The organism is Celeribacter baekdonensis, from assembly GCF_900102315.1.
Taxonomy (GTDB): domain Bacteria; phylum Pseudomonadota; class Alphaproteobacteria; order Rhodobacterales; family Rhodobacteraceae; genus Celeribacter; species Celeribacter baekdonensis.
In genome coordinates this window covers 144,577-170,562 of the sequence record NZ_FNBL01000005.1, presented here as the reverse complement: position 1 = coordinate 170,562, position 25,986 = coordinate 144,577, and the positions used below count along the sequence as shown (strand labels likewise).

Genomic DNA, 25,986 nt, shown 5'->3' with positions numbered 1-25,986 from the left:
CGGAGTAGCCCCATATGTCCATTCCCCAATCCGGCGGAGGTTTGATCGAAAGCCATGACGATCTGGTCAACTTTTTCGCAGAGGGCTGTAAACCCCGTGAAAATTGGAAAATCGGCACCGAGCATGAAAAGTTCGGCTATTGCAAAGACACGCTGAAGCCTTTGCCCTACGAAGGCGATCGCTCGATCAAAGCGCTGCTTGAGGGCTTGCAGGACCGGTTTGGCTGGGACCCGGTGTTTGAGGGCGAACATCTGATTGGTCTGACATTGAATGGCGCGAATATCTCGCTTGAGCCGGGCGGGCAGTTGGAATTGTCCGGCGCGCCTTTGGACACCATCCACCAGACCTGTGACGAGGTGAACGAACATCTGCGCGAAGTGCAATCGGTCTCCGACGACCTTGGTGCGCGCTTTATCGGTCTGGGCATGGCACCGCATTGGACCCATGACCAGATGCCGTTGATGCCCAAGGGCCGCTACAAATTGATGGACACTTATATGGGCAAGGTCGGCACCACCGGCACCCAGATGATGCGCCGCACCTGTACAGTTCAGGTGAACCTCGATTTCTCCTCTGAGGCCGATATGGTGCAAAAATTCCGCACGGCCTTGGCGTTGCAACCCGTCGCCACCGCCTTGTTTGCCAATTCGCCCTTTATGGAAGGCAAACTCAACGGTCATAAATCGTGGCGGTCTTATATTTGGCGTCATCTCGACCCGTCGCGCACCGGCATGTTGCCGTTTGTGTTTGAAGACGGGATGAGCTTTGAGCGCTACACCGAATATGCCCTCGATGTGCCGATGTATTTCGTCTACCGCGATGGCAAATATATCGACGCGCTGGGCATGTCCTTCCGCGATTTCTTGAAGGGCAAATTGCCCGCGCTGCCGGGTGAAAAACCGACGCTCTCCGATTGGGCGGATCACCTCACCACACTGTTTCCCGAGGCGCGGATCAAACAATATATGGAAATGCGTGGTGCCGATGGTGGGCCTTGGCGGCGTTTATGTGCCCTGCCTGCCTTCTGGGTCGGCTTGATGTATGATCAAAATGCGCTGGATGCGACCACCGACCTGATCAAAGGTTGGACTACTGAGTTCCGTGAAAACCTGCGGGTGGCCTCCTCTGTTGAGGGGCTTCAGGCCGAGGTGGATGGGGTCAAAATGCTTGATCTCGCGCGGGAATGCGTGTCGATTGCCGAAGCGGGGCTGAAGGCGCGCGCTTGCCCCGGTGCGGGCGGATTGGTGCCGGATGAGACCCATTTCCTGAACGCGCTCAAAGAGAGCATCGAGACCGGACATGCTCCGGCCGACGAACTTATTGAGAAGTTCGAAGGCGAGTGGGATGGCGATGTGACCAAAGTGTTTGGCGAATATTCCTACTGAGGCCTCTGAGGTTTCAAACATGAAAAAGGCGGCAAACCGGATGGGTCTGCCGCCTTTTTGTTGGTTGGGGGGCTTATTCGCCGCGGTTGACCGGCGGGATCGCACTATCTGTGTAGCTCAGCGGAGCCTCTTCGCCCGTGATCGGGTCAGGGCCAAACCGGTTCGGACCGGATGTGCCTTTGGTGACCGCCCAATAGAGCAGGACCAGCCAGCCGATCAACGGGATAAGGATCAAAAACACCCACCAGCCGGAGCGGTTGACATCATGCAAACGGCGCACCCACACGGCCAAGCCGGGCAGCAAAGTGGCGAGCGAGAACAGTCCAGAGGTCGGTCCGGTGAGTTCTGGCACACCGAAAAAGATCATGTCAACGCCGCCAAGAATGATGCCGGCGATGATGGTGAACAAGACCCACCACCAATACTCCGCCCGGCGGGCACGGCCTTGCAATGTGATGTATTTCGAGAAACAGGTTTTGATTGCAGTTAAAAAAGTCATGTCATCTTTCCAAATAGGGCCTGACGTGACTTTTTCTGATCTGACTTGGCCCAACAAGGGGAAAAATGCGCCTGTTTACCCGGCTTTGCCCAAAACCCGCGTTTTGTAATACTCTTGGATGTCCCGGCGGCGGGCGTCTTCAAACTCCTCGGACGTGCCGCCGCCCACATCCGCGATGCACGCCCCGAAATGGTGAAGGCCCAGAAATAGCCGTTCTCAATTGCTTTTAAGGGTCGAGCCATACTGGTCGTCCCAACCCGATGCCATCATGGTTAAATTGACGCCAAATAGGAACAAGAATGGGTCCGATTTCATGGAAATCAGCCCTTTTTGCCGATCTTTGTTTCTGTACCGGCTTTCAGGCGGGTGATGTTTTCGCGGTGTTTGTAGAAAATCAACGCGGTGAGCACCAAAACAAGGATCGCGCCGTGCAGGTGGTAAAAGGCCGCCGTGTAAATCGGGGCCATGAGGGCCGCGACCAAGGCCGACAGGCTGGAGTAGCGCGTCACAACGGCGACCAAAAGCCATGTGACACAGGCCAAAAGCCCGACCGGGAGCGAGAGCGCCAAGAGGGTCCCAAGGAAAGTGGCAACGCCTTTGCCGCCCTTGAAGCGCAGATAAAGCGGGTAGAGATGCCCCAACATCGCGCAAAGCCCGGCGATCCCGGCGGCCTGTTCACCCACCAAAAGACGCGCCAGAACCACCGCCAAAGCGCCTTTGCCGCTGTCGCCCAAAAGTGTGAGGAAGGCGGCCAATTTATTGCCCGTGCGCAAAACATTGGTGGCACCAATGTTGCCCGACCCGATCTGACGCAAATCGCCAAGCCCAAACAGGCGCGCCATGACAATGCCAAAGGGGATCGACCCCAAAAGATAGGCGACAAGCGCGGTGACAATCAGCATCAATAGCGTCATCGGTGTTCTCCGTGGAAAATTAGGGATCGCTTGGCGGCGTTTCAGCCTTCAAACACCCGCAGCCCTTCGACCCAGGTGCCGATGACTTTGCCCTGCATCCGCGCGCCGTCAAAGGGGGTATTTTTCGATTTCGAGCGCAGTTTGAACCGATCCAGTACAAAAGGCGCATCCGCATCAAACAGCACAAGATCGGCGGGCGCGCCCTCCGAGAGCCGCCCCGAGGCAAGCCCCATGCGAGTGGCGGGATTGAGCGCCATCGCGCGGAACAACTGCGGCAGGCTGAGTTGACCCGAATGATAGAGGCGAAGCGCGGCGGGCAGCAGTGTTTCAAGCGCCACAGCACCGGACGCGGCCTCTTCAAACGGCAAGCGTTTGCTTTCCTCATCCTGCGGTGTGTGCATCGACGAGATCACATCAATCAGCCCGGAGGCGACACCCTCGACCATCGCCAAACGATCATCTTCGGATCTGAGCGGCGGTTTGACTTTGAAAAAGGTGCGGTAGTCGCCAACATCGAGATCATTGAGCGTCAGGTGGTGGATTGACACCCCCGCCGTCACATCAAGCCCGTTGTGTTTCGCTCGCTCCAAAGCGGGCAGGGCGCGTGCCGTGGTCAATTGATCAAAGTGATAGCGCACGCCGGTCATCTCGATCAGCGCCAGATCGCGGTCCAATCCCATCCGTTCGGCCATGGGCGATACGGCGGGCAGGCCGCGCAGGGTGGCGAATTTGCCGGATGTCACGGCGGCCCCTTTTGAGAGGCCGGGGTCTTGGGGATGACCGATGACCAGCGCGCCACAGGAGCGGGCATAGGTCAGCGCGCGCTGCAATACTTTGGTATCCTCAACCACATGATCGCAATCGGTAAAGGCCACGGCGCCCGCATCCAACATAAAACCGATTTCAACCATCTCACGGCCCGCGCGGCCCTTGGTCAGCGCGGCCATATGTTTGACCTTCACAATGGCGTCTTCCGTCGCGCGGCGTCTGACAAATTCCAACACTTCGGGGGTATCAATCGCGCTTTGGGTGTCGGGGCGGGTGATCATCGTGGTCACACCGCCTGCCGCCGCCGCGCGTCCGGCGGAGGCGAAACTTTCTTTGTGACGCTCGCCCGGTTCCGACACTTTCACCCCAAGGTCCACGATCCCTGGCGCAAGACATTTGCCGCCGCAATCAATGCTTTCGCCCCGTGGTGGTGTGCCCGTGCCGGTTTCTGCAATCACATTGCCTTCCATGCGGAGCCAGCCCAGATCATCGGTCAGGGTTTCGGGATTGATCAGACGCGCATTGGTGAAAATCGTCATGCTTTGCCTCTTTGGATGTCGCGGATCAGCCCAAACACATCTCGGGCGTTTTGAATTTTGGTAAACATGGGCGCGCCATCAAAACGCGTGCCTACAAGCGGTGTGGCTTTGTCTTGAAACCGCAATGTGCCGGGGTCCTTGCCGTCGAATTCGATCCCAAGCGCGGGCGTCAGGTCCAGCGCATTGAGGGTGGGGCCGACAAAGGGCAGGTGCGTGGCAAAAAACGCCCGACGATTGGTCAGCGAATACCATGTGCGCGAGGCCACAAACGGCATGACGAAAATCGGCCCGATCGCCACGGCCAGCCCGGCAAACAGATGGATCAGGCCAAAGACCCAAATCGTCCCCGCCCGCATCGCCATCGACATCCAAAACACCGCAAATCCCGCGAACATCATGCCGAACAAAAAGACCGGAATCTGTCGCGGCGACAGGCGGGGCGGCACAGACGGCTGTCCCTGCCATAGCACATGTTCGCCGGGTGCCAGAATATCCTGCCAACCATTCATCATTTGCCGACCCAGACAAAGGCGGCGACAAACACCGCCAGGAACAGCAACACAACAGTCGCAACCATGCCCGACATGCGCGCAGACGACATCGGAGCTTTGCCTTCGGGTAATTGGCCAAGGGCGCTCTTGGATGTGATGTCCTCGGGCAAGGTCAGATCCGTGGTCAAGCCATAGCGCCCGATCAAACGGAACGGTGCATCGGGGTCAAAACGGCGCTCGGCCTCGGCCAGACCTTGGGAAAACACCACCAAGACCGGGCCGGTGAGCGCATTCAACATCGCCATATCGTTGCCCACGGCCATGCCATTGGCTTCGCTGAGGTAACGCGCAAAGCCGTAGTCTTCGAGGTTTGAGAGATCAAACCGCTCCATCGCCTCCAGTTTAGGCGCGCTCCAAAGCCCCAAAGCCTCGGCCAAGGCCTCGGGCGTGAGGGCATCAAGCTCGTCGAGCGGCCCGTCAAAGGCAAAGACCCAAACACGCCGCGTCTCACCGCCGGGGATCTCAAAGGGGTCGCTCACACCATCACCCCTTGGTCAGAGGTTTCGCGTGAGGCGCGCAGGTTTTGCGCCAAAAGGTCCATTGCCGCCATGCGCACCGCCACGCCCATTTCGACCTGTTCCTGGATCACCGAGCGGTTGATGTCATCGGCGATGGTGCCGTCAATCTCGACGCCACGGTTCATTGGGCCAGGATGCATGACAATCGCGTCGGGTTTGGCATGGGCCAGTTTTTCGGCGTCCAATCCGTAGCGATAGAAATATTCGCGCTCGGACGGGATAAACCCGCCATCCATCCGCTCTTTTTGCAGCCGCAACATCATCACCACATCGACATCTTTCAGGCCTTCGCGCATGTCGTCGTAAATTTCACAGCCAAATTCGCGGAACTGTTCGGGCACCAAGGTCGGCGGGCCGACCAAGCGCACACGGTTTTCCATTTTGCCCAAAAGGATCAGGTTAGACCGCGCCACGCGGCTATGGGCGATATCGCCGCAAATCGCGATGTTCAGGCGGTGCAACCGCCCTTTGGCGCGGCGAATGGTCAGCGCGTCGAGCAACGCCTGTGTCGGGTGCTCATGCCGCCCGTCACCGGCGTTCAACACCGCGCAATTGACCTTTTGTGACAAAAGATCGACAGCCCCCGAATGCGGATGACGCACCACCAACAGGTCGGGATGCATGGCGTTCAATGTCAGCGCCGTATCAATCAGCGTCTCGCCCTTTTTGATCGAACTGGCCTGCATTGCCATGTTCATCACATCGGCACCAAGCCGCTTGCCCGCCAATTCGAATGAGGCCTGCGTGCGGGTCGAATTTTCAAAGAACATGTTGATTTGGGTGAGGCCCTTGAGCGCATCGGAATGCTTATTGGCCTGACGGTTCAGCTCAACATAGCGATCCGCCACATCGAGAACGGTTTTGATCTCTTCGGGATGAAGCGGCTCGATCCCCAAAAGGTGTTTTTGCCGGAATGCCATGATGCCCTCTCCCAGTTGATCGCGCCTTTGCAGTGCTTATAGAAAAGGGGGCGCGGGCGGGCAATGGCTGCTGTGGCTCTGTCACCGATTTACCTTGGCGTTCGCGCATTGTAGCGTGGGCGGATGGAGACTCAGATCGACTATTGGCAAGCACATGCTCTTTTGGAGTGGCAGATCGAACTCGGCGCAACCGAGGCGATCGCGGAGGTGCCTGTCAATCGCTATGAGGTTGCGGCCGCCGCGCCCACGCCTGTGCCTGACGCGCCCGCTGCGGCCCGCCGCCCCGCCCCGCCCGTTGTGGTGGCGGCCAAGGAGGTCGATCCGATTGAGGCGGCAATGGCGCTGGCCAAATCTGCCACAAGCCTGGATGCTTTGCGTGAGGCGATGGCGGGGTTCGATCTATGTGATCTCAAACGCGGCGCGCGCAATTTGGTGTTTTCCGACGGCAATCCCAAGGCGCGGGTGATGATCATCGGCGAGGCGCCGGGGCGCGAAGAGGATCAGCAGGGCAAACCCTTTGTCGGTCGCTCAGGCCAGCTTTTGGACAAAATGTTTGCTGCCATCGGCATGGACCGGACCTCGCCCGACACTGAACATGCGCTCTACATCACCAATCCGATCCCGTGGCGTCCGCCGGAAAACCGCGATCCGACGCCTGCGGAAATTGCCATGCTCAAACCGTTTTTGATCCGCCATATCGAATTGGCCGACCCGGATGTGATCGTGTTGATGGGCAATTGGGCCTGCACGGCGCTGTTGGGTCGGGCCGGGATCACCCGGCTGCGGGGCACTTGGCAAACCATTTTGGGCAAGCCCGCCATGCCAATGACCCACCCGGCCTATTTGCTGCGCACACCCGTGGCCAAACGCGAGGCATGGGCCGATCTTTTGGACATCCAGGCGCGGCTTCGTAGCCTCACATGATCGTCGATCCGCTGACCCTCGCGGCTTTTGTACCAGCGGCTTTGGCGCTCAATCTGACGCCGGGTGCAGATATGATGTTTTGTCTGGCCCAAGGTCTGCGCGGCGATCGGCGCGCCGCTGTGGCCGCCAGTGCCGGGATTTCTGTCGGTGGCATGATCCATGTGACTTTAGCCGGGCTTGGCCTCGGCGCGTTGGTTGCGGCAAGCCCGGCGATTTTTGGGGTCATCCGCTGGATTGGGGTCGCATATCTGCTTTGGCTTGCATTCAAGACCATGATGACCCCGCTGCCCGAGATGCGCTCCAACATCACCCTCAAAAGCCATGCGCGTGCTTTTCGTGACGGGGTGATCGTCAATGTATCGAACCCCAAGGTCATCCTGTTTATCCTCGCCTTTGTCCCACAATTCGTCGATCCAACACGTGGGTCCGTATTGGGGCAATTCCTCATTTTTGGCGCGGTGATCGGGCTCGGGGGCTTTGTGATCAATGGCCTTGTTGGCTGGTTCGCGGTCGGGTTGGGCGGCGTTTTGGCACGGAGCCGCGTGATGGAGCGTGTGTTACGCTATGTCTCGGCCAGCATCTTTGGTGGCCTCGCCTTAAAACTTGGTCTCGATTTTACCCGTTAGATTTCACCATGGAGCGCCGCGCATGAGCCGCATTGACGACAGCCTTGACTTTATCCCCATCCGCATCGCGGTTTTGACCGTCTCAGACACGCGCGGGATTGAGGACGATCGGTCCGGTGCCGCCTTGGTCGAGATGATCACCGAGGCCGGGCATATTTTGGCGGATCGCAAAATCGTCACCGATGATCGCCCCCTGATCCGCGATCAGCTTCAGGCGTGGATCGACAGTCCAGAGGTCGATGTGGTGATCTCTACCGGCGGAACGGGACTGACCGGGCGCGATGTCACGGTTGAGGCGCACCGCGATGTCTATGAAAAGGAAATCGACGCCTTCGCGACGGTCTTTACCATTGTGTCGATGCAAAAAATTGGCACTTCCGCCGTGCAATCGCGCGCCACGGGCGGGGTTGCGGGCGGCACCTATTTGTTTGCGCTTCCAGGTTCGACAGGGGCCTGCAAAGACGCGTGGAACGAGATCCTGAAATGGCAGTTCGATTATCGTCACAAGCCCTGCAATTTCGTGCAGATCCTGCCGCGTTTGGATGAACATCTGCGACGCAAATGAGCCCTGACAGAAAAGTGACAAATGAGCGCGACGGGTTTTTATCGTTTGTGCGTATGATTAATGTGTCGTGGACTGTGCCGGACCAAGGCCTGACTTTATTCAAAATCCGCCTCTCGGGGGCATGAACCAAAGGTTTTACGGAATGCGCTTTTTCCGCCGCTCTTTGATCGGTCTTTTCCTTGTCTCCCTAACGCTGGCCTTGCTGGCCGGGGCGGGCTATCGGTTTTATGCGGCCTTTCAGGCCCGGCTTGCGGCGGAAAACGTACCGCCACAGGCGCGCGAGCGGCAATTTTCGGTCAATGTGATCGAGGTGGTGCCGACCACGGTGAGCCCGGTTTTGACCAGCTATGGCCAAATCGCGGCCCGGCAAACCTTGGAGTTGCGCGCGCCGGTGTCGGGGCGGATCGTCGCCTTGGCCGATGGGTTTCAAGAGGGCGGTGCGGTCAAGGCCGGCGACGTGATCTTGCGCATTGATCCGGCGGATGCACAGGCGGCGGTGCGTGTGGCCGAAGCCGATCTTGTCGAGGCCGAAGCGGGCCTGCGCGAGGCCGAGCGGTCGCAGCTTTTGGCAGTGGATGATTTGGCCGCAGCCGAGGCACAGCGCGATTTGCGATTGGCCGCGCTTGAGCGGCAACAAAACCTGTTGGAGCGTGGTGTTGGCAGCCCGAGCGGCGTCGAAGATGCGGCCTTGGCCCATGCCTCTGCGGGTCAGTCGGTTTTGTCCAAACGTCAATCTTTGGCCGATGCCGAGGCCAGCGTGGACCGGGCGCATACCGCCGTTTTGCGCGCCCAGATTGATCTGGACGAAACCCGCCGTCGCTTGGATGACACCACCGTCACTGCCGCCTTTGACGGGGTTCTGAGCGATGTTTCCGGTGCATTGGGCACGTTGTTGAGCAGCAATGAACAATTCGCCACGCTGATTGCCCCGGATGAGCTTGAAGTCGCCTTTCGCATCTCCACCGAACAATATGCCCGCCTTGTGCAAGACCGCGGTGCGCTGCCCGATATGGCCGTGACCGCGACGCTTGATGTGTCGGGGCTTGATCTGGTTGCCATGGGCACGGTCACGCGTGAAAGTGCCGCCGTGGCCGAGGGGCAAACCGGGCGGATGCTTTACGCACGCTTGGATACGGCCCCCGGATTTCGGCCCGGTGATTTCGTGACGGTTCAGGTGCAGGAGCCTGATGTGAGCGATGTTGCGCTCCTCCCCGCAAGTGCGGTTGCGGCCAATGGCACGGTGCTTGCCGTTACGGATCAAAGCCGTCTCGAAGAGGTGTCCGCCCCCATTTTGCGCCGTCAGGGCGACGATGTGATCGTCGATGCGCGTGGGGTTGCCGGGCGTCAGGTCGTTTTGGAGCGTTCGCCGCTTTTGGGCGCGGGCATCCGCGTCAAAGTCAATGGCGCGCAAAGCGGGGCCTCCGCGCCGCAAACGGGAGAGGAGGCCACGATGGTCAAACTCACCCCGGAACACCGAGAAAAACTTTTGGCCTATGTCGCAAGCAACACGCGGATGCCCGAAGAGGTGCGCGCCCGGATCACCGAACAACTGGCCGCCGACGAAGTGCCGACTGAGCTGATCACCCGCCTCGAAGACCGGATGGGGAGCTAAACATGAGCGCCACATTGGGCAAAGCCAAAGGCATCCTGTCGTATTTCACCCGTCACGGTACGGCCGCGAACCTTGTTTTGGTGATCTTGATCGTTGCGGGTCTGGCCGCGCTGCCGCGGATGCGAGCGCAGTATTTTCCCGACGTTGTGGTCGATACGGTGCGGGTTTCTGTTGCGTGGAAAGGGGCGGGGGCGGAAGACGTCGACAATGCCATCGTCCAGCTTTTGGAACCCACGCTTTTGGCCGTCGAAGGTGTCACTGAAAGCAGCGCGAGTTCAACCGAGGGCCGCGCGTCGATCAGCCTAGATTTCGAACCCGGCTGGGACATGCAGCGCGCCGCCGACGATGTGAAGGCCGCGATTGATGCCGAGACCGATTTGCCCGAGGGCGCGGACGATCCGGTCATTCGTTGGGGCGGGTGGACGGATTCGGTCACCGATGTGGTGATCACCGGGCCTGTCGGGCTTGATCAACTGGCGCGGTTTGCCGATGAATTGGTGGCGCGGCTTTTTGCCCGCGGTGTAACGAAAACCAGCATTGCGGGTGTCGCCGCCTCCGAAATGATTGTCGAAGTGCCGACCCTCAATCTCATCCAGCACGACATTTCCATGGCCGAGATCGCCAGCGCGATTGCGGCCGAGACCGACACAAGCCCGGCGGGCAATGTCGGCAATGGCGGTGCGCGGGTGCGTGCGGGGGTTGAGAAACGTGAGGCCTCTGACATCTCCGCCATCGTGTTGCGCCGCAATGAGGATGGGTCGGAATTGACCATCGGCGATGTGGCGACGGTCCGGGTCAATGGCGTTGACCGCAATGAGGCGTTTTTTGTTGGCAACAATTCCTCGGTCTCGGTGCAAGTCGCGCGTTCGGATCAAGGGGATTCGATTGAAATTCAACGGATCGTCGAAGAGGTCAGCGCCGAGATGGGGCTGACCCTGCCCGACGGGGTGACGCTTGATCTGTTTCGGACCCGCGCCGATGCAATCCAGGCACGGCTTGATCTGTTGTTGTCCAATGGTGCGATGGGGCTTGGGCTTGTCGTGATCTTGTTGTTCTTGTTCTTGAACGCGCGCACGGCGATCTGGGTGGCGGCGGGCATTCCTGTGGCGATGTTGTCGGCGATTGCGATGATGTATTTGGCCGGGCTGACGCTCAACATGATCTCGCTGTTCGCGCTGATCATAACCTTGGGTATCGTCGTCGATGATGCGATTGTCGTTGGCGAACATGCGGATTTTCGCGTCAGGCGGTTGAAAGAAGGACCGATTGAGGCGGCGGAAAATGCCGCGCGACGGATGTTTGCGCCAGTGTTTTCCTCAACCATCACCACGGTGATCGCCTTTTTTGGCCTGACGGTGATTTCCGGTCGCTTTGGCGATATGATCTCTGACATTCCCTTTACGGTGATCGTGGTTTTGATGGCCTCGCTTTTGGAATGTTTCATCATTCTGCCCAATCACCTCAGCCATTCCATCGCTTCCACTGCAAAATCGCATTGGTATGATTGGCCCTCGCGTCAGGTCGACAAGGGTTTTCGTGTCTTTCGCGAACGTCTGTTCCGGCCCTTGGTCGGTTGGTCCGTCAAGTTGCGCTATCCGCTGCTTGCCGGGATCGTGCTTTTGCTGGCGATGCAGGTGTCTTTGGTGATCACCGGACAGGTTCAATGGCGGTTTTTCAATTCGCCGGAACAGCCGTTGATCTCTGGCAATTTCGCCATGGCCCCGGCGGCGGAGCGCGCTGACACATTTGCCATGATGCGCGAATTACAACGCGCCACCGAGGCCGTAGGCAAACGCTATGAAGAGCAATATGGCACCAATCCCGTCGCCTATGCCGTGGCGCAAATCGGGTCGAATGCCGGGCGAGGATTGTCTGGGACGGACACCAAAGAGGACTATCAGCTTGGCGGATTGTCGATCGAATTGATCGACGCGGACCTGCGGCCCTATTCGTCCTATGCCTTTGTTGAGGACCTGCAAGCCGAGGTGGTGAACCATCCTTTGGCGGAAACCGTGTCCTTTCGGCGTGGCCATTTTGGCCCCGGAGGTGACGCGATTGATGTTGATCTTTATGGTGCGGATTCGGCCACACTCAAGGCGGCGGCAGAGGCGCTCAAAACCCGGCTGGCACAGTTCCCGGAAGTTTCGGCATTGGAGGACAGCCTCGCCTATGACAAGGAAGAGTTGATCTTGGAGTTGACGCCACAGGGCGAGGCGCTTGGGTTTTCCATCGACACATTGGGCACGACCTTGACCCATCGTTTGGGCGGGATCGAGGCCGCGACCTATCCCGAAGGCGTGCGCACCGCGGCGGTGCGGGTCGAATTGCCCGAAGGCGAGCTGACCGCCGATTTCATGGACCGCACCCAAATGCGCGCCAGTTCGGGCGTTTATGTGCCGCTGTCTGATATTGTCTCGGTGACGCGCCAGACCGGGTTTTCCACGGTACAACGCGAAAACGGTCTGCGCCTTGTCTCGGTTTCAGGTGATTTGAGCGAAGACAACCCGGCCCGCGCTTCAGACATCCAAGCGGCGATCACTGATGAGATCTTGCCCACCTTGGACGAAGAGTTCGGCATCACCCATCGGGTCTCTGGCCTCTCAGAGCAAGAGAACCAATTCCTCTCCGATGCGATGTTGGGTCTGGGCGGCGTGTTGATCGGGATTTACCTGACGCTGGCGTGGATTTTCTCAAGCTGGACGCGGCCTGTTGTGGTCATGTCGGTCATTCCCTTTGGCCTCATCGGTGCCATTCATGGCCATGCGATTTGGGGCATTCCCCTGTCGATGTTCTCCGTTGTCGGCCTGATTGGCATGACCGGGATCATCATCAACGATTCGATTGTTTTGGTCTCGACCGTGGATGAATATGCCAAAGAACGCGGCCTGTTTCCGGCGATCATTGACGCCGCAACCGATCGTTTGCGCCCCGTCATGTTGACGACCATGACCACGGTTTTGGGCCTTGCGCCGCTTTTGTACGAACGCTCCGCCGATGCGCAGTTTCTCAAACCGACGGTGGTCACACTGTCCTATGGGCTTGGGTTTGGCATGGTGGTTGTGTTGATGCTGGTGCCTGCGATTCTTGCGATGCAACTGGATGTGGCGCGGCAAATGGCGGCCCTGCGCCGCGCTGTGCGCCATCCGCGCCGGGCGGGGCTTGTGGGCTCTGCGATCTTGGCTGCGGGGGCTTTCGCGGCTTTGTGGTTCGCGCTGACGCTGGGACAGGTGATGGTCTTTGGTGCGCTGTCACCGCTCTTGGGCGGTGGCGGGATTGGCGCGGCTTTGACGCTGTTCCTTGGCGGATTATGTGTAAGCTTCGCGCTGCTTTATGTCGGTATCGCGGGGCTGATGCTGCGTCGGCATAAAGCGAGCTGATCGCTTATGATCCGCCGGTACAGCCCTGTGCCTCATAGGCCTGCCCGCCGCCGATGACGGTGATGGTCAAGGCCGAGCGGTCCACCATAAACGGTTGCGTGTCAGATGGGACCAGATCGCTTTGCACCGAAACCGAACCACCGGTGCGGGTGACCATCGCCTCCGACACCCACATATAGCGGTCCGGGTGTTCAACAATCGCCACTTCGCGCGTGCCCAAATGCGGCACATTGAGCGTTGCGGTCAGGCGCATCCCGTCGGAAAGGGGGGTCGCGTTACAGCGCGCGCCCGTGACCTTTTGCGGCTGATCGGCCAGCGCTTTGCGGATCTGGCCGCTGTCCGCAATAGAACCAGTCCGGGCATTCTGCGCGAATGTTGCGCCGATTGCGGCCTGTAAGGGCATACAAATATCGTTGCACACACCAAGGTCCATCACCCCATCCAGAGCAATGTCTCCCGCCGCGTTTGGCGTGATCTCGATGGGCAAAACCACCTCGCGCTCATAGCCCAGATACCACATGCCATTCTCGGAAAAGAGTTCGGGCACCGGCCAGTGCACAGTGACGGCAGAGATATTTTCAGACCCGCTCCAATCAAATTGCGGCGGGATACCCGCCTCGCCGGGCGCGCGCCAATAGGTGTGCCAGCCGGGGGCCAATGTGATGCGAATGGCGGCCATCTGATGACCATTGTCCATTTGCCATCCGGGCAGAACCTCGATCCGCGCCATATCTGCCGGGCTTTCGGCCACGGCGGCAGGTGCAAATCCAAGACTGGCAAAACCAAGACTGGCCAAACCAAAACAGGCGGCTGCGAATGTGTTTGAGATCGGGTGTGTCATGGCACCCATATAGACACGGGATGCGGTCACACAAACTCACATTTGAGAGACAGCACCGCTCGCGCGGCTTTGTGTTGCTGCGCAACCGCGATTTTGGCGGGGAATGCCCCGCGCCCACTTGCGTTCAGGGCTGGGTTCAGGTGAGGTGGGGGCATGGTACACCCCGCTCCCATAGAGACCTCAGAGTTGACTGGAAAGCTTTTGATCGCGATGCCGGGAATAGGCGATCCGCGCTTTGAGAATGCCGTGGTGTTTCTTTGTGCTCATTCGTCTGATGGCGCGATGGGGTTGATCATCAACAAGACCTCAACCGAGATCGACGTCTCCGATGTGTTTGAGCAACTCGACATTCGCGCCACACCTGAAATGCAACCGATCCCGGTCTATTTTGGTGGCCCGGTTGAACTGGGCCGTGGCTTTGTGTTGCACAGTACGGATTATGCCGCCGATCATGCCTCGATGCATGTGGGGGAACAGTTTTCCATGACGGCCTCACGCGAGATTTTGCGCGATATGGCGCGCGGTGCCGGGCCGGATGAGCGCTTGCTGTGTCTGGGATATGCGGGTTGGGGGCCGGGCCAGTTGGAGGAGGAGATTGTCAAAAACGGCTGGCTGGCCTGTGATGCGGACCCGGAGATTGTGTTTTCTACGCCGGATTGGGCCAAATGGCAGGCGGCGCTGAAGTCACTTGGCGTGAGCCCGGCGGTTTTGTCATCAAATGCGGGCCGCGCGTGACGCAGCGTTTGGGTTGGGTGCCGGCATCGGCTTCGTTACGCTTCTCGTCAATCGTCGGGATATCCCGACCTAGGCTTGACAAAAATCTGCCGCAACCTGTCGGTGATTTGCGTGCAGAAGGAGACCCACATGACCTATCGCGCCCCGGTTTCAGAGTATCAGTTTATCTTTGATCACATCGTTGATTTTGCGACTGTTCTGGAAACGGACACCTTTGCCGAGATTGATGCCGACACGGTTGCGGCCATTCTGAATGAAGCGGCCAATCTCACCAGCGATGTGATTGCACCGCTGGATCGGGGCGGGGATGTGACGCCCGCCACTTTGGTGGATGGGGTGGTCAAAACCTCTCCGGGGTTTGGCGATGCCTTGACGCAAGTGGCCGAAGGCGGGTGGATCGGCATGTTGGCCGACCCGGAAAATGGCGGGATGGGTCTTCCGCTTACGGTGGCGACCGCCGTGAATGAAATGATGTCGGGCGCGTGCCTGTCTTTGTCGCTCTATCCGCTGATGACACAGGGGCAAATCGAGGCGTTGGAACATCACGCCAGTGACGACATCAAAGCGCTTTACCTGCCGAAATTGATTTCGGGCGAATGGTGCGGCACGATGAACCTCACCGAATCCGGGGCGGGCTCTGATGTGGGCGCACTGCGGACCAAGGCGACGCGCAATGAGGACGGGTCATACGCCATCACCGGTCAGAAGATTTTTATCACTTGGGGCGACAATGATTTTTCCGAAAATGTCTGTCACCTTGTGTTGGCCCGCTTGCCGGACGGGGTTGAGGGGACCAAGGGCATTTCGCTGTTCATGGTGCCAAAGATCATCCCCAATGACGATGGCACGTTGGGTGAGGCCAATAGCCTCAAGGTTGTGAGCCTTGAGCATAAGCTCGGCATTCACGGTTCTCCGACCTGTGTGATGGCCTATGAAGAGGCCAAAGGCTGGCTTGTTGGGCGCGAGCACGAAGGTATGAAATGCATGTTCACCATGATGAACAACGCCCGTCTGGGCGTTGGCGTTCAGGGTGTCGGCATTGCCGAGGCCGCAACGCAAAAGGCGCTGGCCTACACGCAGGACCGGGTGCAAGGCGCGTCCCCGATCGGGCGCGAAAATGGCCCCATTCTGGATCACGCCGATGTGCGCCGGATGGTGGCCACGATGCGCGCCGAGACCTTTGTGGCGCGGTGCATTTCGTTGGCCTGTGGCGTGGCGCTCGATCTTGGGCGCACGGAGCCGGACCAACAGGCGCGCGGGGCGTTTTTGATCCCGATCGCCAAGGCGTTTTCCACCGACATTGGTCATGAGGTCGCCCAAACCGGCGTTCAGGTCCATGGCGGCATGGGCTACATCGAAGAAACCGGTGCGGCGCAATATGCCCGCGATGCCCGCATCACCTCGATTTATGAGGGCACGAACGGCATTCAGGCGATGGACCTTGTCGGGCGTAAGTTGATGGATGGGGGCGATGCAGCCTTTGCCATTTTGGACGAGATCGAAGCCTTTGCCGAAGAGGCGCGCGCGGTGTTGCCGCGTCGTGCAATTGCGGTGTGGAATGCGGCGGAGACCCTGCGCGAAGGGGTGGAAACCATGTTGGCGCTGCCGATGAATGACCGTTTTGCCGGCGCTGTGCCGTTTTTGCGGGCTTTTGCGCGCGTTCTCGGCGGTCATTATCACCTTAAAGCGGCGATTGCCGAGGGCGGCGAGGGCAAGCGCTCGCGTCTTGCGGCCTTCTACATTAAACGTATGCTGCCCGAACACACCGCTCTTTTGGCGCAGGCGCGCCTTGGCGCGGCGGATGTCTATGCTTTGAGTTCTGAGGATTTGACCGCCTGATGATTGCCCCCATACGCACGCCGTTTGACCCGCCTGAGATGGGCGAGGTGGTTGAGATTGCGGCAGGCGTGCTTTGGACCCGGATGCCTTTGCCGATCCCTTTGGCGCATGTGAATTGCTACCTCTTTGATGAGGGCGATGGCTGGACTCTGGTCGACACCGGCGTCGATACCGCCAAAACGCGGCGCCTGTGGCAGGGGCTGATCGACGGGGCGCTGCGTGGCAAGCCGATCCACCGCGTCATCGCCACCCATCATCATCTGGATCACATCGGTCTTGCGGGCTGGTTCATGTCCGAACATGGCGCGGGCCTGACCACCACCCGCACCGCCTATCTGATGGCGCGGATGCTTCAGCTTGATGTGCAAGAGGCTCCGACGCCTGAAATGTGTGCCTTTTGGCGGTCTTGCGGCATGGCGTCCGAGGTCTATGACAAACGCCTGAACGAACGCCCGTTCAACACCGCCGATGCGGTGACGCCAATCCCACTTGGGTATACCCGCCTGCGTGAGGGCGATGAAATCGAAATTGGCGGACGGATCTGGGACGTGCGCTGTGGCAATGGCCATGCGCCGGAACATGCGACATTTTGGAGCCGGGAAGGGGATTTGGTGATTGGCGGGGATCAACTTTTGGGCGCGATCTCCCCCAATCTCGGCGCTTCCGCCACTGAACCTTTGGCCGATCCCGTGGGGGAGTGGATCACATCGTGTGAGAGCTTCGTGCCCCATGCGCGGGACAGCCACCTTGTGATGACCGGGCATAAATTGCCCTACACGGGCCTGCCTGCACGGATGCGGCAATTGCTTGACAATCACCATCATGCGCTTGCGCGTCTGATCGAGACGTTGAAAGATCCACATACCGCTTGCGAGTGTTTCGATGCGCTGTTTCGTCGCAAGATCAAAGAGGGTGAATACGGCCTTGCGATGGTCGAAGCCATGGCCCATTGCCGCCATCTTGAAGCTCAGGGATTGGCCATCGGACATCTGCGCGAGGATGGGGCGATCCTGTGGCAGGCGAAAGCGGAATGACTTGTGGCTGATCTGAAACAGGTTGTGCCCTGATCGCACCCTCTGGATGCAAGCAACGGGTGACAGGGCGATCTGAATCGTCTAATTCAATGCCAAAGAAGATAAAAGGACACGCACAATGGCTGAGTATAAACACGGCGAAATGGATACTTCGGTTCAGGAAAAGACCTTTGCAGGCTTTATCAAATGGTCCACCTGGGTGGCAGGCGCTTCGATTTTCGCTCTGATTTTTATGGCTGTTTTCAACAGCTAAGCCCTGTTTAGGAGTCGGACAGTTGCGGATGTTCTCTCGCGTTTTCTGGCTCCTGAGCCTTTTGATCCTGACGGCCTGTGGAGCCGCCGAGCCCAAATGGGCACCTGACGATGAGGTCGCGCGCGCGCATTATGTGCATGGCGCGCCCTACACGCTGACCCTGTTCACGGTGATTGGCAATCGCGGCGGCGGCGGGGCACATTCCGCCTTGTTGGTCAATGCGCCGTCCGAGCGTGCGATTTTTGACCCTGCAGGCACGTTTTACCACCCGCATTTGCCCGAGCGTAACGATGTGCATTATGGCATGAGTGACGCCGCCATGGCCTTTTACATAGATTACCATGCGCGCGTGACGTACCATGTGGTTGAACAGACCATTGTGGTCAGCCCTGAAGTCGCGCAGCTCGCACTGTCAAAAATTCAGGCCCATGGCGCGGTGGCAAAGGCACATTGTACCGATAGTATTTCGGGTATTTTGTCTGATCTGCCGGGGTTTGCCGGTGCGCCCAACACGATGTTCCCGAAAAAGCTGATGACTTGGTTCGGTGAACTGCAAGGCGTCACCGAGAAAAAGCATTATGACGACAGCCCGGATGAGAACGGCCGCCTCATTGAAGCCCCGCCGCTGTTGCTACGTCACAGGCAGGGTGCCTGAGTCACCCTATCAACGCGCCAAGGCCGAAAAACAGCCCAAGCCCGATCAAAATCGCCCAAAGCACATTGCGGGTTAAAATGCCCACGGCAATGGTGGCCGCTGCACAGCCCAACCGGAGTGGGTCAAAGGCGTTTTCACCATGCCCCAATAGCATTGGCGCGACCACGGCGGGCAGCACCGCCACAGGCGTATAGCGCAGCAAGCGCAAGAGCCAATCGGGCAAAGGACGGTCACCGACAAAGCCCAAAAACGCAAAGCGGATCAAAAACGTACCCGCCGCCATAGACAGGATGATGGTCCAGATTTGACCTGTCGTGGCTTCGATCATAATGCGGCCTTTCGTTTTTCCATCCAAATCTCAACCTGTGCGCCAACGACCAAAGCAACCGCCGCAGCGACCAAAAGCCCGGAGCCAAAGGGCATAAAGCTCAGGGCCAGCACCAACACGACAGAGGTGAGCGCCGCCGCCAAATGCGCCAGTGTTTTCAACATCGGTGAGACCACGGCCAAAAAGGTGATTGGGACAGCGAAATCGACGCCGAGATCGGTGGGGATTTTCTCGCCCAAAACCGCGCCGGTAAAGGTCAGCGCATACCAGCCAATGCCAAGCGGGATGGCGACACCAAAGAAGTAGCCGAGCTTTTCAGAGACGGTCAGGTCGGGTTCTTTTTCGAATTTGATCGTCGAGAGCGCATAGGGTTGATCATAGAGCATATAGGCGGCAAAGGCGCGGGTCAGCAGCGAGGATTTGCCAATATGCGGGGTGATCGAGGCGGAATACATCCCCATGCGCAGATTGACGGCCAAAGCGGTGGCGATGACGATCACCGTGGGGGCGTTTTCCGTCATCAACTGCAAGGCGGCCAATTGCGCCGATCCGGCGATGACAAGCACGGAAAACCCCATGACTTCAACGATGTTCAGCCCGGCTTGCGTGGCAATTGCGCCAAAAATCGCGGCAAAGGGCCAGAGTACGATGTGAAACGGCAAACCGTCTTTGATGCCAATGAGGAACTGTCGCGACGCGGGAGATTTAAACATGGATTTGTCACTTTTGGGGTCATGCCAGCCTAAGGCATGTGTTCGCGCATGACCAATGTCGATTTGTGAATATGGGTTTTGCAAATGGTGATCAGACTGGGTCGATCAATCAGGCGGGGTCGATCAATCAAACGTCCCCGTAACCCGCCCCAAAAGCATAAAGGCGCGTGCGGTACGGGTGTCGGAGAGGGCGGAGATTTCTTCGTCTGTAGCGGTGTGTTCAAACTCGGCAAAGGTCTTGTCAAATTTGCGCAGGAAATGGTGCACCGCATCGCGGAACACCGCATCCTGTTTCATTCGACCCGAAGCCAAAGCCAAGGACGACCGATCGCGAACGCCGCCCAAAGGTGCGACGGTATGGCCGCGTTCGCCAGTGGCAAAGCGGCGCCAAATTTCCGGCTTGGCGCGGTCAGGGCGCAGGTCGTCCATGTAAATCCCGTCTTGTGACAGCAGGGTCAAAACGTCCTGTGCGGCGTGGACCAATTGGCTGACCTTACGGTCAGACAAGGCGCGGCGCAGGGCACGAAAGCCCTCTTTGTCCTCGGCGGTTTCGGGGAAATTCAATGCCTTGATAAAATCCGCGACCGAAAGGGGCGGCGCGAGGGATTCGGAGGGGGTGCCAAGCGCCAGCGAGGCCTGTTCTTCGATCAGCGCGGGCGAGGGGATCGCCAATTTGTCCTCCGGCGGCGTGGTGCCGGGGCGGATTGAGGTGAACATCGCGAGAGTGGATTCGGTCTTGCGCTGAGCCGCGACAATCTCTTCGAGTTTTTTCTCAACGCTGCTGGATGCCGTGCCGCCGTGTTGTTGCGCCAGATAGGATTGGCGCATGGCGGAAATCGCCGCCTGAAGGCGACGGCTCTCTTCACGCATCGTGACAGAGGCCCGCACCGCCAAGGCGCCGACCCAAATCATCGCCACGGGCATGAAGATCGCGATCAACATCATCACAAAGCGGATGCTGTCAAAATCATCCGTGCCTTTGCCGACGATCAGGAAATAGCCAATGGTCAGCGCCAGCCAAAACAACGACAGGACCGCCGCGATCATTTCTGTCGCAGTGATCCGAGGGGCGTCATCAGGACGTTGATACACGCCGAGTTCAATTTTTTTGGGACCTTCGTCTGCCAAAGGGGCCTCCACGACCGCGTCTATAAGGTTAAATATACGCGATCTTGAGGATTTCGTAGCTCTTTTCACCGCCGGGCGTACGCACTTCGACGCTGTCGCCTTCTTCCTTATTGATCAAAGCGCGCGCCAAAGGCGATGCGATGTTCAAAAGCCCGTTTTCGATATCGGCTTCGTGTTGGCCAACGATCTGAAAGGTTTTCTCTTCGTCAGTGTCTTCGTCCACGATTGTCACCGTGGCGGAGAATTTCACAGCACCGGAAAGTGTTTTTGGATCAACAACTTCGGCCAGGGACAACACGCCCTCGAGCTCTTTGATCCGGCCTTCGATAAAGCTCTGTTTTTCACGCGCAGAATGATATTCGGCATTCTCTGACAGATCGCCAAGCTCGCGGGCTTCGGCAATCGCCTGAATGACAGCCGGGCGTTCCACCGACTTGAGTTTTTTCAGCTCGCTGCTCAACGCGGTGTTGCCCGCGCGCGTCATGAGAATTTTTTCCATCAGGCCACTCATCTGCACGAAAAAAGCGCTGCGAGGTCGGACCCTCCGCGCGCTTTGGTTATCACAATTTATAGTCCCAACTGACCCGGAATAGGGGCAGATTGCAAGGGCTCAGTTGCGCGGTGCCCGACATGATGCCTGGCATGGCGTGGTTTTGGGTGGTTTGGCATGGTTGAAGGGGGCGATTCTTTGGGTCCAGGTTTGCCCGCCGTGCCTGTACCTTTTGGCGGTATTTGAGCGATGATCTGGGCTTTCGGTTCCTTTTGATGCGGCGCTGCGGCGTTTTCGTGACGGTTGTGTCCAACAGACGCGACGGAAAACACCATCTGAAATTGACCCGGCCATGCCTTAGCGGTTAGGTAAGCGCCGGAGAGCTTTCGGATCAGGGAGAAATTTTATGTCGAATGTCGAACGCGAGGCGATGGAATATGACGTCGTTATCGTTGGTGCCGGACCTGCGGGTCTCTCCGCTGCGATCCGCCTCAAACAGCTGGATGAGGATCTCAACATTGTTGTGTTGGAGAAAGGCTCCGAAGTGGGCGCGCATATTCTGTCCGGTGCGGTGCTCGATCCCTGTGGTCTTGACGCGCTGATGCCGGATTGGAAAGAGCGCGGTGCGCCGATTTCCACCAAGGTCACCGAAGACCATTTCCACCTTTTGGGGGAAGCGGGTTCCATTCGTATCCCAAATACGCCGATGCCGCCGTTCATGTCGAACCATGGCAAATACATCGTCTCCATGGGCAATGTCTGCCGCTGGATGGCGGAGCAGGCCGAAGAAATGGGCGTCGAGATTTTCCCCGGCATGGCCTGTTCTGAACTGATTTATGGTGAGAATGGCGAAGTCAAAGGCGTGGTTGCGGGCGAGTTTGGCCGTGGGCCGGATGGCGAGCCGACTGAGGCCTATGAGCCGGGTATGGAGTTGCACGGTAAATATGTTTTGATTTCTGAAGGCGTGCGTGGCTCGCTGGCCAAAGAGATCATCGCCAAATACGACCTGCAAAAAGGCCGTGACGTTCAAAAATTCGGTCTCGGCATGAAGGAAATCTGGGAAATCGACCCGGACAAGCACAAAGAGGGCAAGGTGTGGCACTCGATGGGCTGGCCTTTGAATTCAAATGCGGGCGGCGGTGGATTTATCTATCACGCGGAAAACAATCAGATTTTCATTGGGTTTGTGGTCCATCTGAATTACAAAAATCCCTATGTCTTCCCCTATATGGAGTTCCAACGCTTTAAACATCATCCGCTCGTCGCGGAGCTTTTGAAGGGCGGCAAACGCGTGGCTTATGGCGCGCGCGCGATTTCCGAGGGCGGCTATCAGTCGATGCCGAAAGCGGCCTTTCCCGGTGGTGCCCTGCTTGGCTGTTCCGTTGGTCTGGTGAACGTGCCGCGGATCAAAGGCAACCACAACGCCATGCTGTCCGGCAAAGCGGCGGCCGAGCATGTTGTGGCGGCACTCAAAGAGGGCCGATCTGGCGACACGTTGGAAGGCTATGAAACCGAGCTGCGCACCGGCGCTGTCGGCAAGGACCTGAAACGTGTGCGCAATGTCAAACCGCTCTGGTCGAAATATGGCCTGACCGCATCTTTGATGTTGGGCGGTTTTGATATGTGGACCAACACCCTGTTTGGTGGCTCGCTGTTTGGCACGGTGAAACATGGCAAAACCGATGCACAATCGACCGGAAAGGCCGATACATTCAAACCGATCGACTATCCGAAACCCGATGGCGTGATCTCGTTTGACCGGCTGACCAATGTGTCTTTTGCCGCGACCAACCACGAAGAAAGCCAGCCCAGCCACCTCAAACTCAAAGACCCGAAGGTCGCAATTGATGTGGATTACAAACAATTCGGCGGCCCGTCCGCGCGCTATTGCCCGGCAGGGGTCTACGAGTATCTGACACCTGAGGGCGAAGAGCCGAAATTTGTGGTGAACTTCCAAAACTGCGTGCACTGCAAAACCTGTGACATCAAAGAGGCGAGCCAAAATATCACATGGACCGTGCCGCAGGGCGGCGATGGCCCGAACTATCCGAATATGTAAGGCTCTCACGCCAACGTGTTGACGTAAATGAAAGAACGGGGGCCCAGGCGGTCCCCGTTTGCGTTGCAGCCGCCCGGTTTGAACGATAGGCTTTGCGCAGATAACGCGAAGGAGATTTCTGGTGACACACCGCGCGGGTTTTTCGCTTTCCGCCCTGACCGCCATCGGCCTGATTTTAGGCGTCGGGCTTTTCAACCCGTCTCCTGTCTCGGCGGATGCCGGGGCCTATCTTGCGGCGCGCCAGGCGACAATGGATCGCAGCTTTCGTGATCTCGTCAGCTATGCCACGCGCTCGCTGGCCTCTGATCCTCAAAACCCGGTCCTGCTCGAATCCGTGATCTCGGGCCATATCTCCATGGGCAACTTTGATCAGATCAAAGGCTATATCACCGTGTTGCGCGACCTTGAACCCGGCAATCAAATTGCGGCCATGGGCACCCTGACGCGACTGGCCCGCGATGAAGATTATGACGGTGTGATTGCGGCCCTTGATGAGGGACAAAGCATTTCTACCGTCGTCGACGGGATGGTGCATGCTTGGGCTTTCGTCGGCAAAGGCGATATGTCAAGTGCTCTGGCCCTGTTTGACAGCACGGTTGATGCGGGGCAGGGATTTGAGTTTTTTGGCCCTTATAACAAAGCCTTGGCCCTCGCCCTCGTGGGGGATTACGAAGGGGCGCTTGAAACACTGTCTTCGGTCGGCATGCCCGCCACCCGCTCTGCCGTCATCGCACAAGCCCAGATTCTTAGCCAATTGGAGCGCAATGACGAAGCGCTTACCCTGATCAATGACAGTTTCGGCCCGGCCAGCGATGCGGAAATCGACGCGCTCAAAGCCGCCCTGAGTGCGGGCGAAAGCGTACCCTTCACCATGGTGCGCAGCGCGCGCGATGGTATGGCCGATGTGTTTTTCGCCGTGGCGTCCGCTCTCGATGGCGGGCTTGATGATGGCTACACGCTTTTGTACGCGCGCATTGCCCAGGAATTGCGCCCGGATGAGGCCAATTACGCCCTGTTTAGCGCCGCGCTTTTGGAGAGGCTCGACAATTACGATCTTGCCACCACCGCCTTTGACGCGATCGCCGTCGATGATCCGGCCTATCCGATGGCAACGCTTGGCCGCGCCGAAGCGCTGCGGGCGGGGGGCAAAGACGATGCCGAGCTTGAGGTTTTGCGTCAGTTGACGAAATCCCATCCTGAGCTGGATGACGGGCATATCGCGCTTGGCGATGCGTTGCGCCGTCATGAACGCTATGCGGAAGCGGCCGAGGCCTACACTGTTGCAATTGATCTCAATCAGCCGCCCAGCCGGGCGCAATGGCCGCTCTATTTCACCCGTGGCATCGCCTATGAACGCGAAGGTATTTGGGACAAGTCCGAGGCCGATCTGCGTCAGGCGCTTGCGTTGGAACCGGATCAGCCACAGGTGCTGAATTACCTTGGCTATTCTTTCCTTGAGATGAAAACCAACCTTGATGAAGCCATGGGGATGATCCGCAAGGCCTCTGCCGCGCGTCCGAATGATGGCTATATTACCGACAGTCTTGCCTGGGGTCTTTATCTTTTGGGTCGCTATGATGAAGCCGTCGATCCAATGGAACGCGCCGCTGCTTTGATGCCGGTCGATCCGGTGGTGAACGATCACCTGGGGGATGTCTATTGGGCCGTGGGGCGCGAACGCGAAGCACGGTTTCAATGGGAACGCGCGCTGTCCTTTGATCCCGAAGAGGATGAGGCCAAGCGTATTCGCCGCAAATTGGAGGTCGGGCTGGACCGGGTGTTGGGTGAGGAGGGGCTAACGCCCACACGCCCCTTGGATGACGGCTAATACCCTATGATCACAAAGATTTTTGCTCCGGCCAAGATCAACCTTGCCCTGCATGTCACCGGGCAGCGGTCGGATGGCTATCACCTGTTGGACAGCCTTGTGGCCTTTGTCGATCTCGGCGATCAGATCATCGCTGAGCCTGCCGTGCAATCGTCCCTGACCGTGACGGGTCCCTTTGCCGAGGGCGTGCCCACCGATGGCACCAACCTTGTGTTGAAAGCGGCGGCTTTGGCTGGGCGACCGATGGCGTTGACGCTTGATAAACATCTGCCGCCAGCCTCCGGCATTGGTGGCGGATCGGCGGATGCGGCGGCGACATTGCGTGCGGCGGCCCGTTTGGGGACTCAGCCGGTGACCGCCGATCAGGCGCTGTCGCTGGGCGCGGATGTCCCGGCCTGTTTGCGTTCTAAACCGGTGCGCATGTTGGGGATTGGCGAGGCGCTGACCCCCGTCGTCATGCCCGCGCTGCATCTGGTGTTGGTCAACCCTCGGGTCGAAGTGTCGACGCCGGATGTGTTTGCCCGCCTTGAGCGCAAAGACAATATGCCGATGCCCGATAAGCTGCCGCGCTGGCCGGACAGTTTGGCCTTTGTTGATTGGCTGAGCACCCAGCGCAACGATCTTGAACGGCCTGCGGTGAAACTTGTGCCTGAGATTGCGGCGGCGTTGGCGGCTTTGGCGCTGGCTCCAAAGGCGCAAATGGTGCGGATGTCGGGGTCCGGTGCGACCTGTTTTGCCCTGTTTGCGGATCGTTTGTCTGCGGATGCAGCGGCGGCGCAAATGGCCGCGAGCAATCCGTGGTGGTGGGTCAAATCGGCCAGTACGCTGCCGGGCTAAGGCGCGCTATCGTTTCTCGCAGCCTTGCCACATGCTAAATTAGCGCAG

25 protein-coding genes are annotated in these 25,986 nt (G+C 58.5%); 14 read left to right on the top strand and 11 right to left on the bottom strand.

All coding sequences use genetic code 11. The features are described from left to right. The first annotated feature begins 14 nt into the window (after positions 1-14). Positions 15-1,385 carry a glutamate--cysteine ligase gene (locus tag BLT54_RS10835; RefSeq protein ID WP_074644812.1) on the top strand — a complete coding sequence of 457 codons (1,371 nt, stop codon included), beginning with the start codon at positions 15-17 and terminating at the stop codon, positions 1,383-1,385. A gap of 73 nt (positions 1,386-1,458) precedes the next feature. On the opposite strand, the gene BLT54_RS10830 is transcribed toward BLT54_RS10835, so the two are convergent. From BLT54_RS10830 to BLT54_RS10805, 6 genes are all read right to left on the bottom strand, one after another. Then, complete coding sequence (locus tag BLT54_RS10830) at positions 1,459-1,884, bottom strand: DUF805 domain-containing protein (protein WP_074644810.1); 426 nt, start codon at positions 1,882-1,884, stop codon at positions 1,459-1,461. A gap of 320 nt (positions 1,885-2,204) precedes the next feature. After that, the gene (gene plsY / locus BLT54_RS10825; protein WP_074644807.1) at positions 2,205-2,798 is read right to left on the bottom strand and encodes a glycerol-3-phosphate 1-O-acyltransferase PlsY; all 594 of its coding nucleotides are present in this window, start codon (positions 2,796-2,798) and stop codon (positions 2,205-2,207) included. A 41-nt stretch (positions 2,799-2,839) separates the two neighbouring features. Continuing rightward, positions 2,840-4,105 carry a dihydroorotase gene (gene pyrC, locus BLT54_RS10820; RefSeq protein ID WP_074644804.1) on the bottom strand — a complete coding sequence of 422 codons (1,266 nt, stop codon included), beginning with the start codon at positions 4,103-4,105 and terminating at the stop codon, positions 2,840-2,842. Then, positions 4,102-4,617, bottom strand: a complete 516-nt coding sequence (locus BLT54_RS10815) for a hypothetical protein (protein WP_074644802.1) — start codon at positions 4,615-4,617, stop codon at positions 4,102-4,104. Before BLT54_RS10815 ends, pyrC begins: the two co-directional genes overlap by 4 nt. Then, positions 4,614-5,135: a hypothetical protein gene (locus tag BLT54_RS10810; RefSeq protein ID WP_074644800.1), complete on the bottom strand. Its 522-nt coding sequence runs from the start codon at positions 5,133-5,135 to the stop codon at positions 4,614-4,616. Before BLT54_RS10810 ends, BLT54_RS10815 begins: the two co-directional genes overlap by 4 nt. Continuing rightward, positions 5,132-6,094: an aspartate carbamoyltransferase catalytic subunit gene (locus tag BLT54_RS10805; protein ID WP_074644798.1), complete on the bottom strand. Its 963-nt coding sequence runs from the start codon at positions 6,092-6,094 to the stop codon at positions 5,132-5,134. The genes BLT54_RS10810 and BLT54_RS10805 overlap by 4 nt, the downstream gene beginning before the upstream one ends. A gap of 123 nt (positions 6,095-6,217) precedes the next feature. On the opposite strand from BLT54_RS10805, the gene BLT54_RS10800 reads away from it, so the two are divergent. The 5 genes from BLT54_RS10800 (at position 6,218) to BLT54_RS10780 (ending at position 13,198) form a co-directional block, all read left to right on the top strand. Continuing rightward, entirely contained in the window at positions 6,218-7,018 is an 801-nt protein-coding gene (locus BLT54_RS10800) for a uracil-DNA glycosylase (protein WP_074644796.1), read from the top strand. Beyond that, a complete protein-coding gene (locus BLT54_RS10795; RefSeq protein WP_074644793.1) occupies positions 7,015-7,644 on the top strand; it encodes a LysE family translocator in 630 nt (209 codons plus the stop codon). Before BLT54_RS10800 ends, BLT54_RS10795 begins: the two co-directional genes overlap by 4 nt. Before the next feature lie 22 nt (positions 7,645-7,666). Continuing rightward, positions 7,667-8,209: a molybdenum cofactor biosynthesis protein B gene (gene moaB / locus BLT54_RS10790; RefSeq protein WP_074644790.1), complete on the top strand. Its 543-nt coding sequence runs from the start codon at positions 7,667-7,669 to the stop codon at positions 8,207-8,209. Between the two features lie 142 nt (positions 8,210-8,351). Next, the gene (locus tag BLT54_RS10785) at positions 8,352-9,821 is read left to right on the top strand and encodes an efflux RND transporter periplasmic adaptor subunit (protein ID WP_074644788.1); all 1,470 of its coding nucleotides are present in this window, start codon (positions 8,352-8,354) and stop codon (positions 9,819-9,821) included. A gap of 2 nt (positions 9,822-9,823) precedes the next feature. Next, positions 9,824-13,198, top strand: a complete 3,375-nt coding sequence (locus BLT54_RS10780; protein WP_074644785.1) for an efflux RND transporter permease subunit — start codon at positions 9,824-9,826, stop codon at positions 13,196-13,198. Between the two features lie 4 nt (positions 13,199-13,202). Here BLT54_RS10780 and BLT54_RS10775 read toward each other — a convergent pair whose 3' ends face one another. Then, positions 13,203-14,069, bottom strand: coding sequence for a protein-disulfide reductase DsbD domain-containing protein (locus BLT54_RS10775; RefSeq protein WP_143026796.1), 867 nt, complete (start codon positions 14,067-14,069; stop codon positions 13,203-13,205). Between the two features lie 123 nt (positions 14,070-14,192). On the opposite strand from BLT54_RS10775, the gene BLT54_RS10770 reads away from it, so the two are divergent. The 5 genes from BLT54_RS10770 to BLT54_RS10750 all read left to right on the top strand — a co-directional run bounded on the left by BLT54_RS10770 (position 14,193) and on the right by BLT54_RS10750 (position 18,555). Beyond that, complete coding sequence (locus BLT54_RS10770; RefSeq protein WP_074644783.1) at positions 14,193-14,774, top strand: YqgE/AlgH family protein; 582 nt, start codon at positions 14,193-14,195, stop codon at positions 14,772-14,774. A 129-nt stretch (positions 14,775-14,903) separates the two neighbouring features. Further along, positions 14,904-16,613 (top strand): acyl-CoA dehydrogenase family protein, encoded by a 1,710-nt coding sequence (locus BLT54_RS10765; protein ID WP_074644781.1) that lies wholly within the window; start codon positions 14,904-14,906, stop codon positions 16,611-16,613. Continuing rightward, on the top strand, positions 16,613-17,647 hold the full coding sequence (locus BLT54_RS10760; protein WP_074644779.1) for an MBL fold metallo-hydrolase: 1,035 nt from the start codon (positions 16,613-16,615) through the stop codon (positions 17,645-17,647). The genes BLT54_RS10765 and BLT54_RS10760 overlap by 1 nt, the downstream gene beginning before the upstream one ends. Positions 17,648-17,765: 118 nt before the next feature. Further along, complete coding sequence (locus BLT54_RS10755; protein ID WP_074644776.1) at positions 17,766-17,900, top strand: aa3-type cytochrome c oxidase subunit IV; 135 nt, start codon at positions 17,766-17,768, stop codon at positions 17,898-17,900. A gap of 28 nt (positions 17,901-17,928) precedes the next feature. After that, a complete protein-coding gene (locus BLT54_RS10750) occupies positions 17,929-18,555 on the top strand; it encodes a hypothetical protein (RefSeq protein WP_074644774.1) in 627 nt (208 codons plus the stop codon). 1 nt (position 18,556) lies between these two features. On the opposite strand, the gene BLT54_RS10745 is transcribed toward BLT54_RS10750, so the two are convergent. The 4 genes from BLT54_RS10745 to greA form a co-directional block, all read right to left on the bottom strand. Continuing rightward, positions 18,557-18,883 carry an AzlD domain-containing protein gene (locus tag BLT54_RS10745; RefSeq protein WP_074644772.1) on the bottom strand — a complete coding sequence of 109 codons (327 nt, stop codon included), beginning with the start codon at positions 18,881-18,883 and terminating at the stop codon, positions 18,557-18,559. After that, positions 18,880-19,596 (bottom strand): AzlC family ABC transporter permease, encoded by a 717-nt coding sequence (locus BLT54_RS10740; protein WP_074644770.1) that lies wholly within the window; start codon positions 19,594-19,596, stop codon positions 18,880-18,882. Before BLT54_RS10740 ends, BLT54_RS10745 begins: the two co-directional genes overlap by 4 nt. Before the next feature lie 123 nt (positions 19,597-19,719). Further along, positions 19,720-20,736 (bottom strand): hypothetical protein, encoded by a 1,017-nt coding sequence (locus BLT54_RS10735; RefSeq protein ID WP_083351787.1) that lies wholly within the window; start codon positions 20,734-20,736, stop codon positions 19,720-19,722. 16 nt (positions 20,737-20,752) lie between these two features. Next, on the bottom strand, positions 20,753-21,223 hold the full coding sequence (greA, locus tag BLT54_RS10730) for a transcription elongation factor GreA (RefSeq protein WP_074644768.1): 471 nt from the start codon (positions 21,221-21,223) through the stop codon (positions 20,753-20,755). Between the two features lie 397 nt (positions 21,224-21,620). Here greA and BLT54_RS10725 point away from each other — a divergent pair, with 397 nt between their 5' ends. The 3 genes from BLT54_RS10725 to BLT54_RS10715 all read left to right on the top strand — a co-directional run bounded on the left by BLT54_RS10725 (position 21,621) and on the right by BLT54_RS10715 (position 25,938). Beyond that, positions 21,621-23,273: an electron transfer flavoprotein-ubiquinone oxidoreductase gene (locus BLT54_RS10725; protein ID WP_074644765.1), complete on the top strand. Its 1,653-nt coding sequence runs from the start codon at positions 21,621-21,623 to the stop codon at positions 23,271-23,273. Positions 23,274-23,394: 121 nt separating this feature from the next. Next, positions 23,395-25,101 (top strand): tetratricopeptide repeat protein, encoded by a 1,707-nt coding sequence (locus tag BLT54_RS10720; protein ID WP_074644763.1) that lies wholly within the window; start codon positions 23,395-23,397, stop codon positions 25,099-25,101. Positions 25,102-25,110: 9 nt separating this feature from the next. Further along, entirely contained in the window at positions 25,111-25,938 is an 828-nt protein-coding gene (locus tag BLT54_RS10715; protein ID WP_074644983.1) for a 4-(cytidine 5'-diphospho)-2-C-methyl-D-erythritol kinase, read from the top strand. The last annotated feature ends 48 nt before the right edge of the window (positions 25,939-25,986 follow it).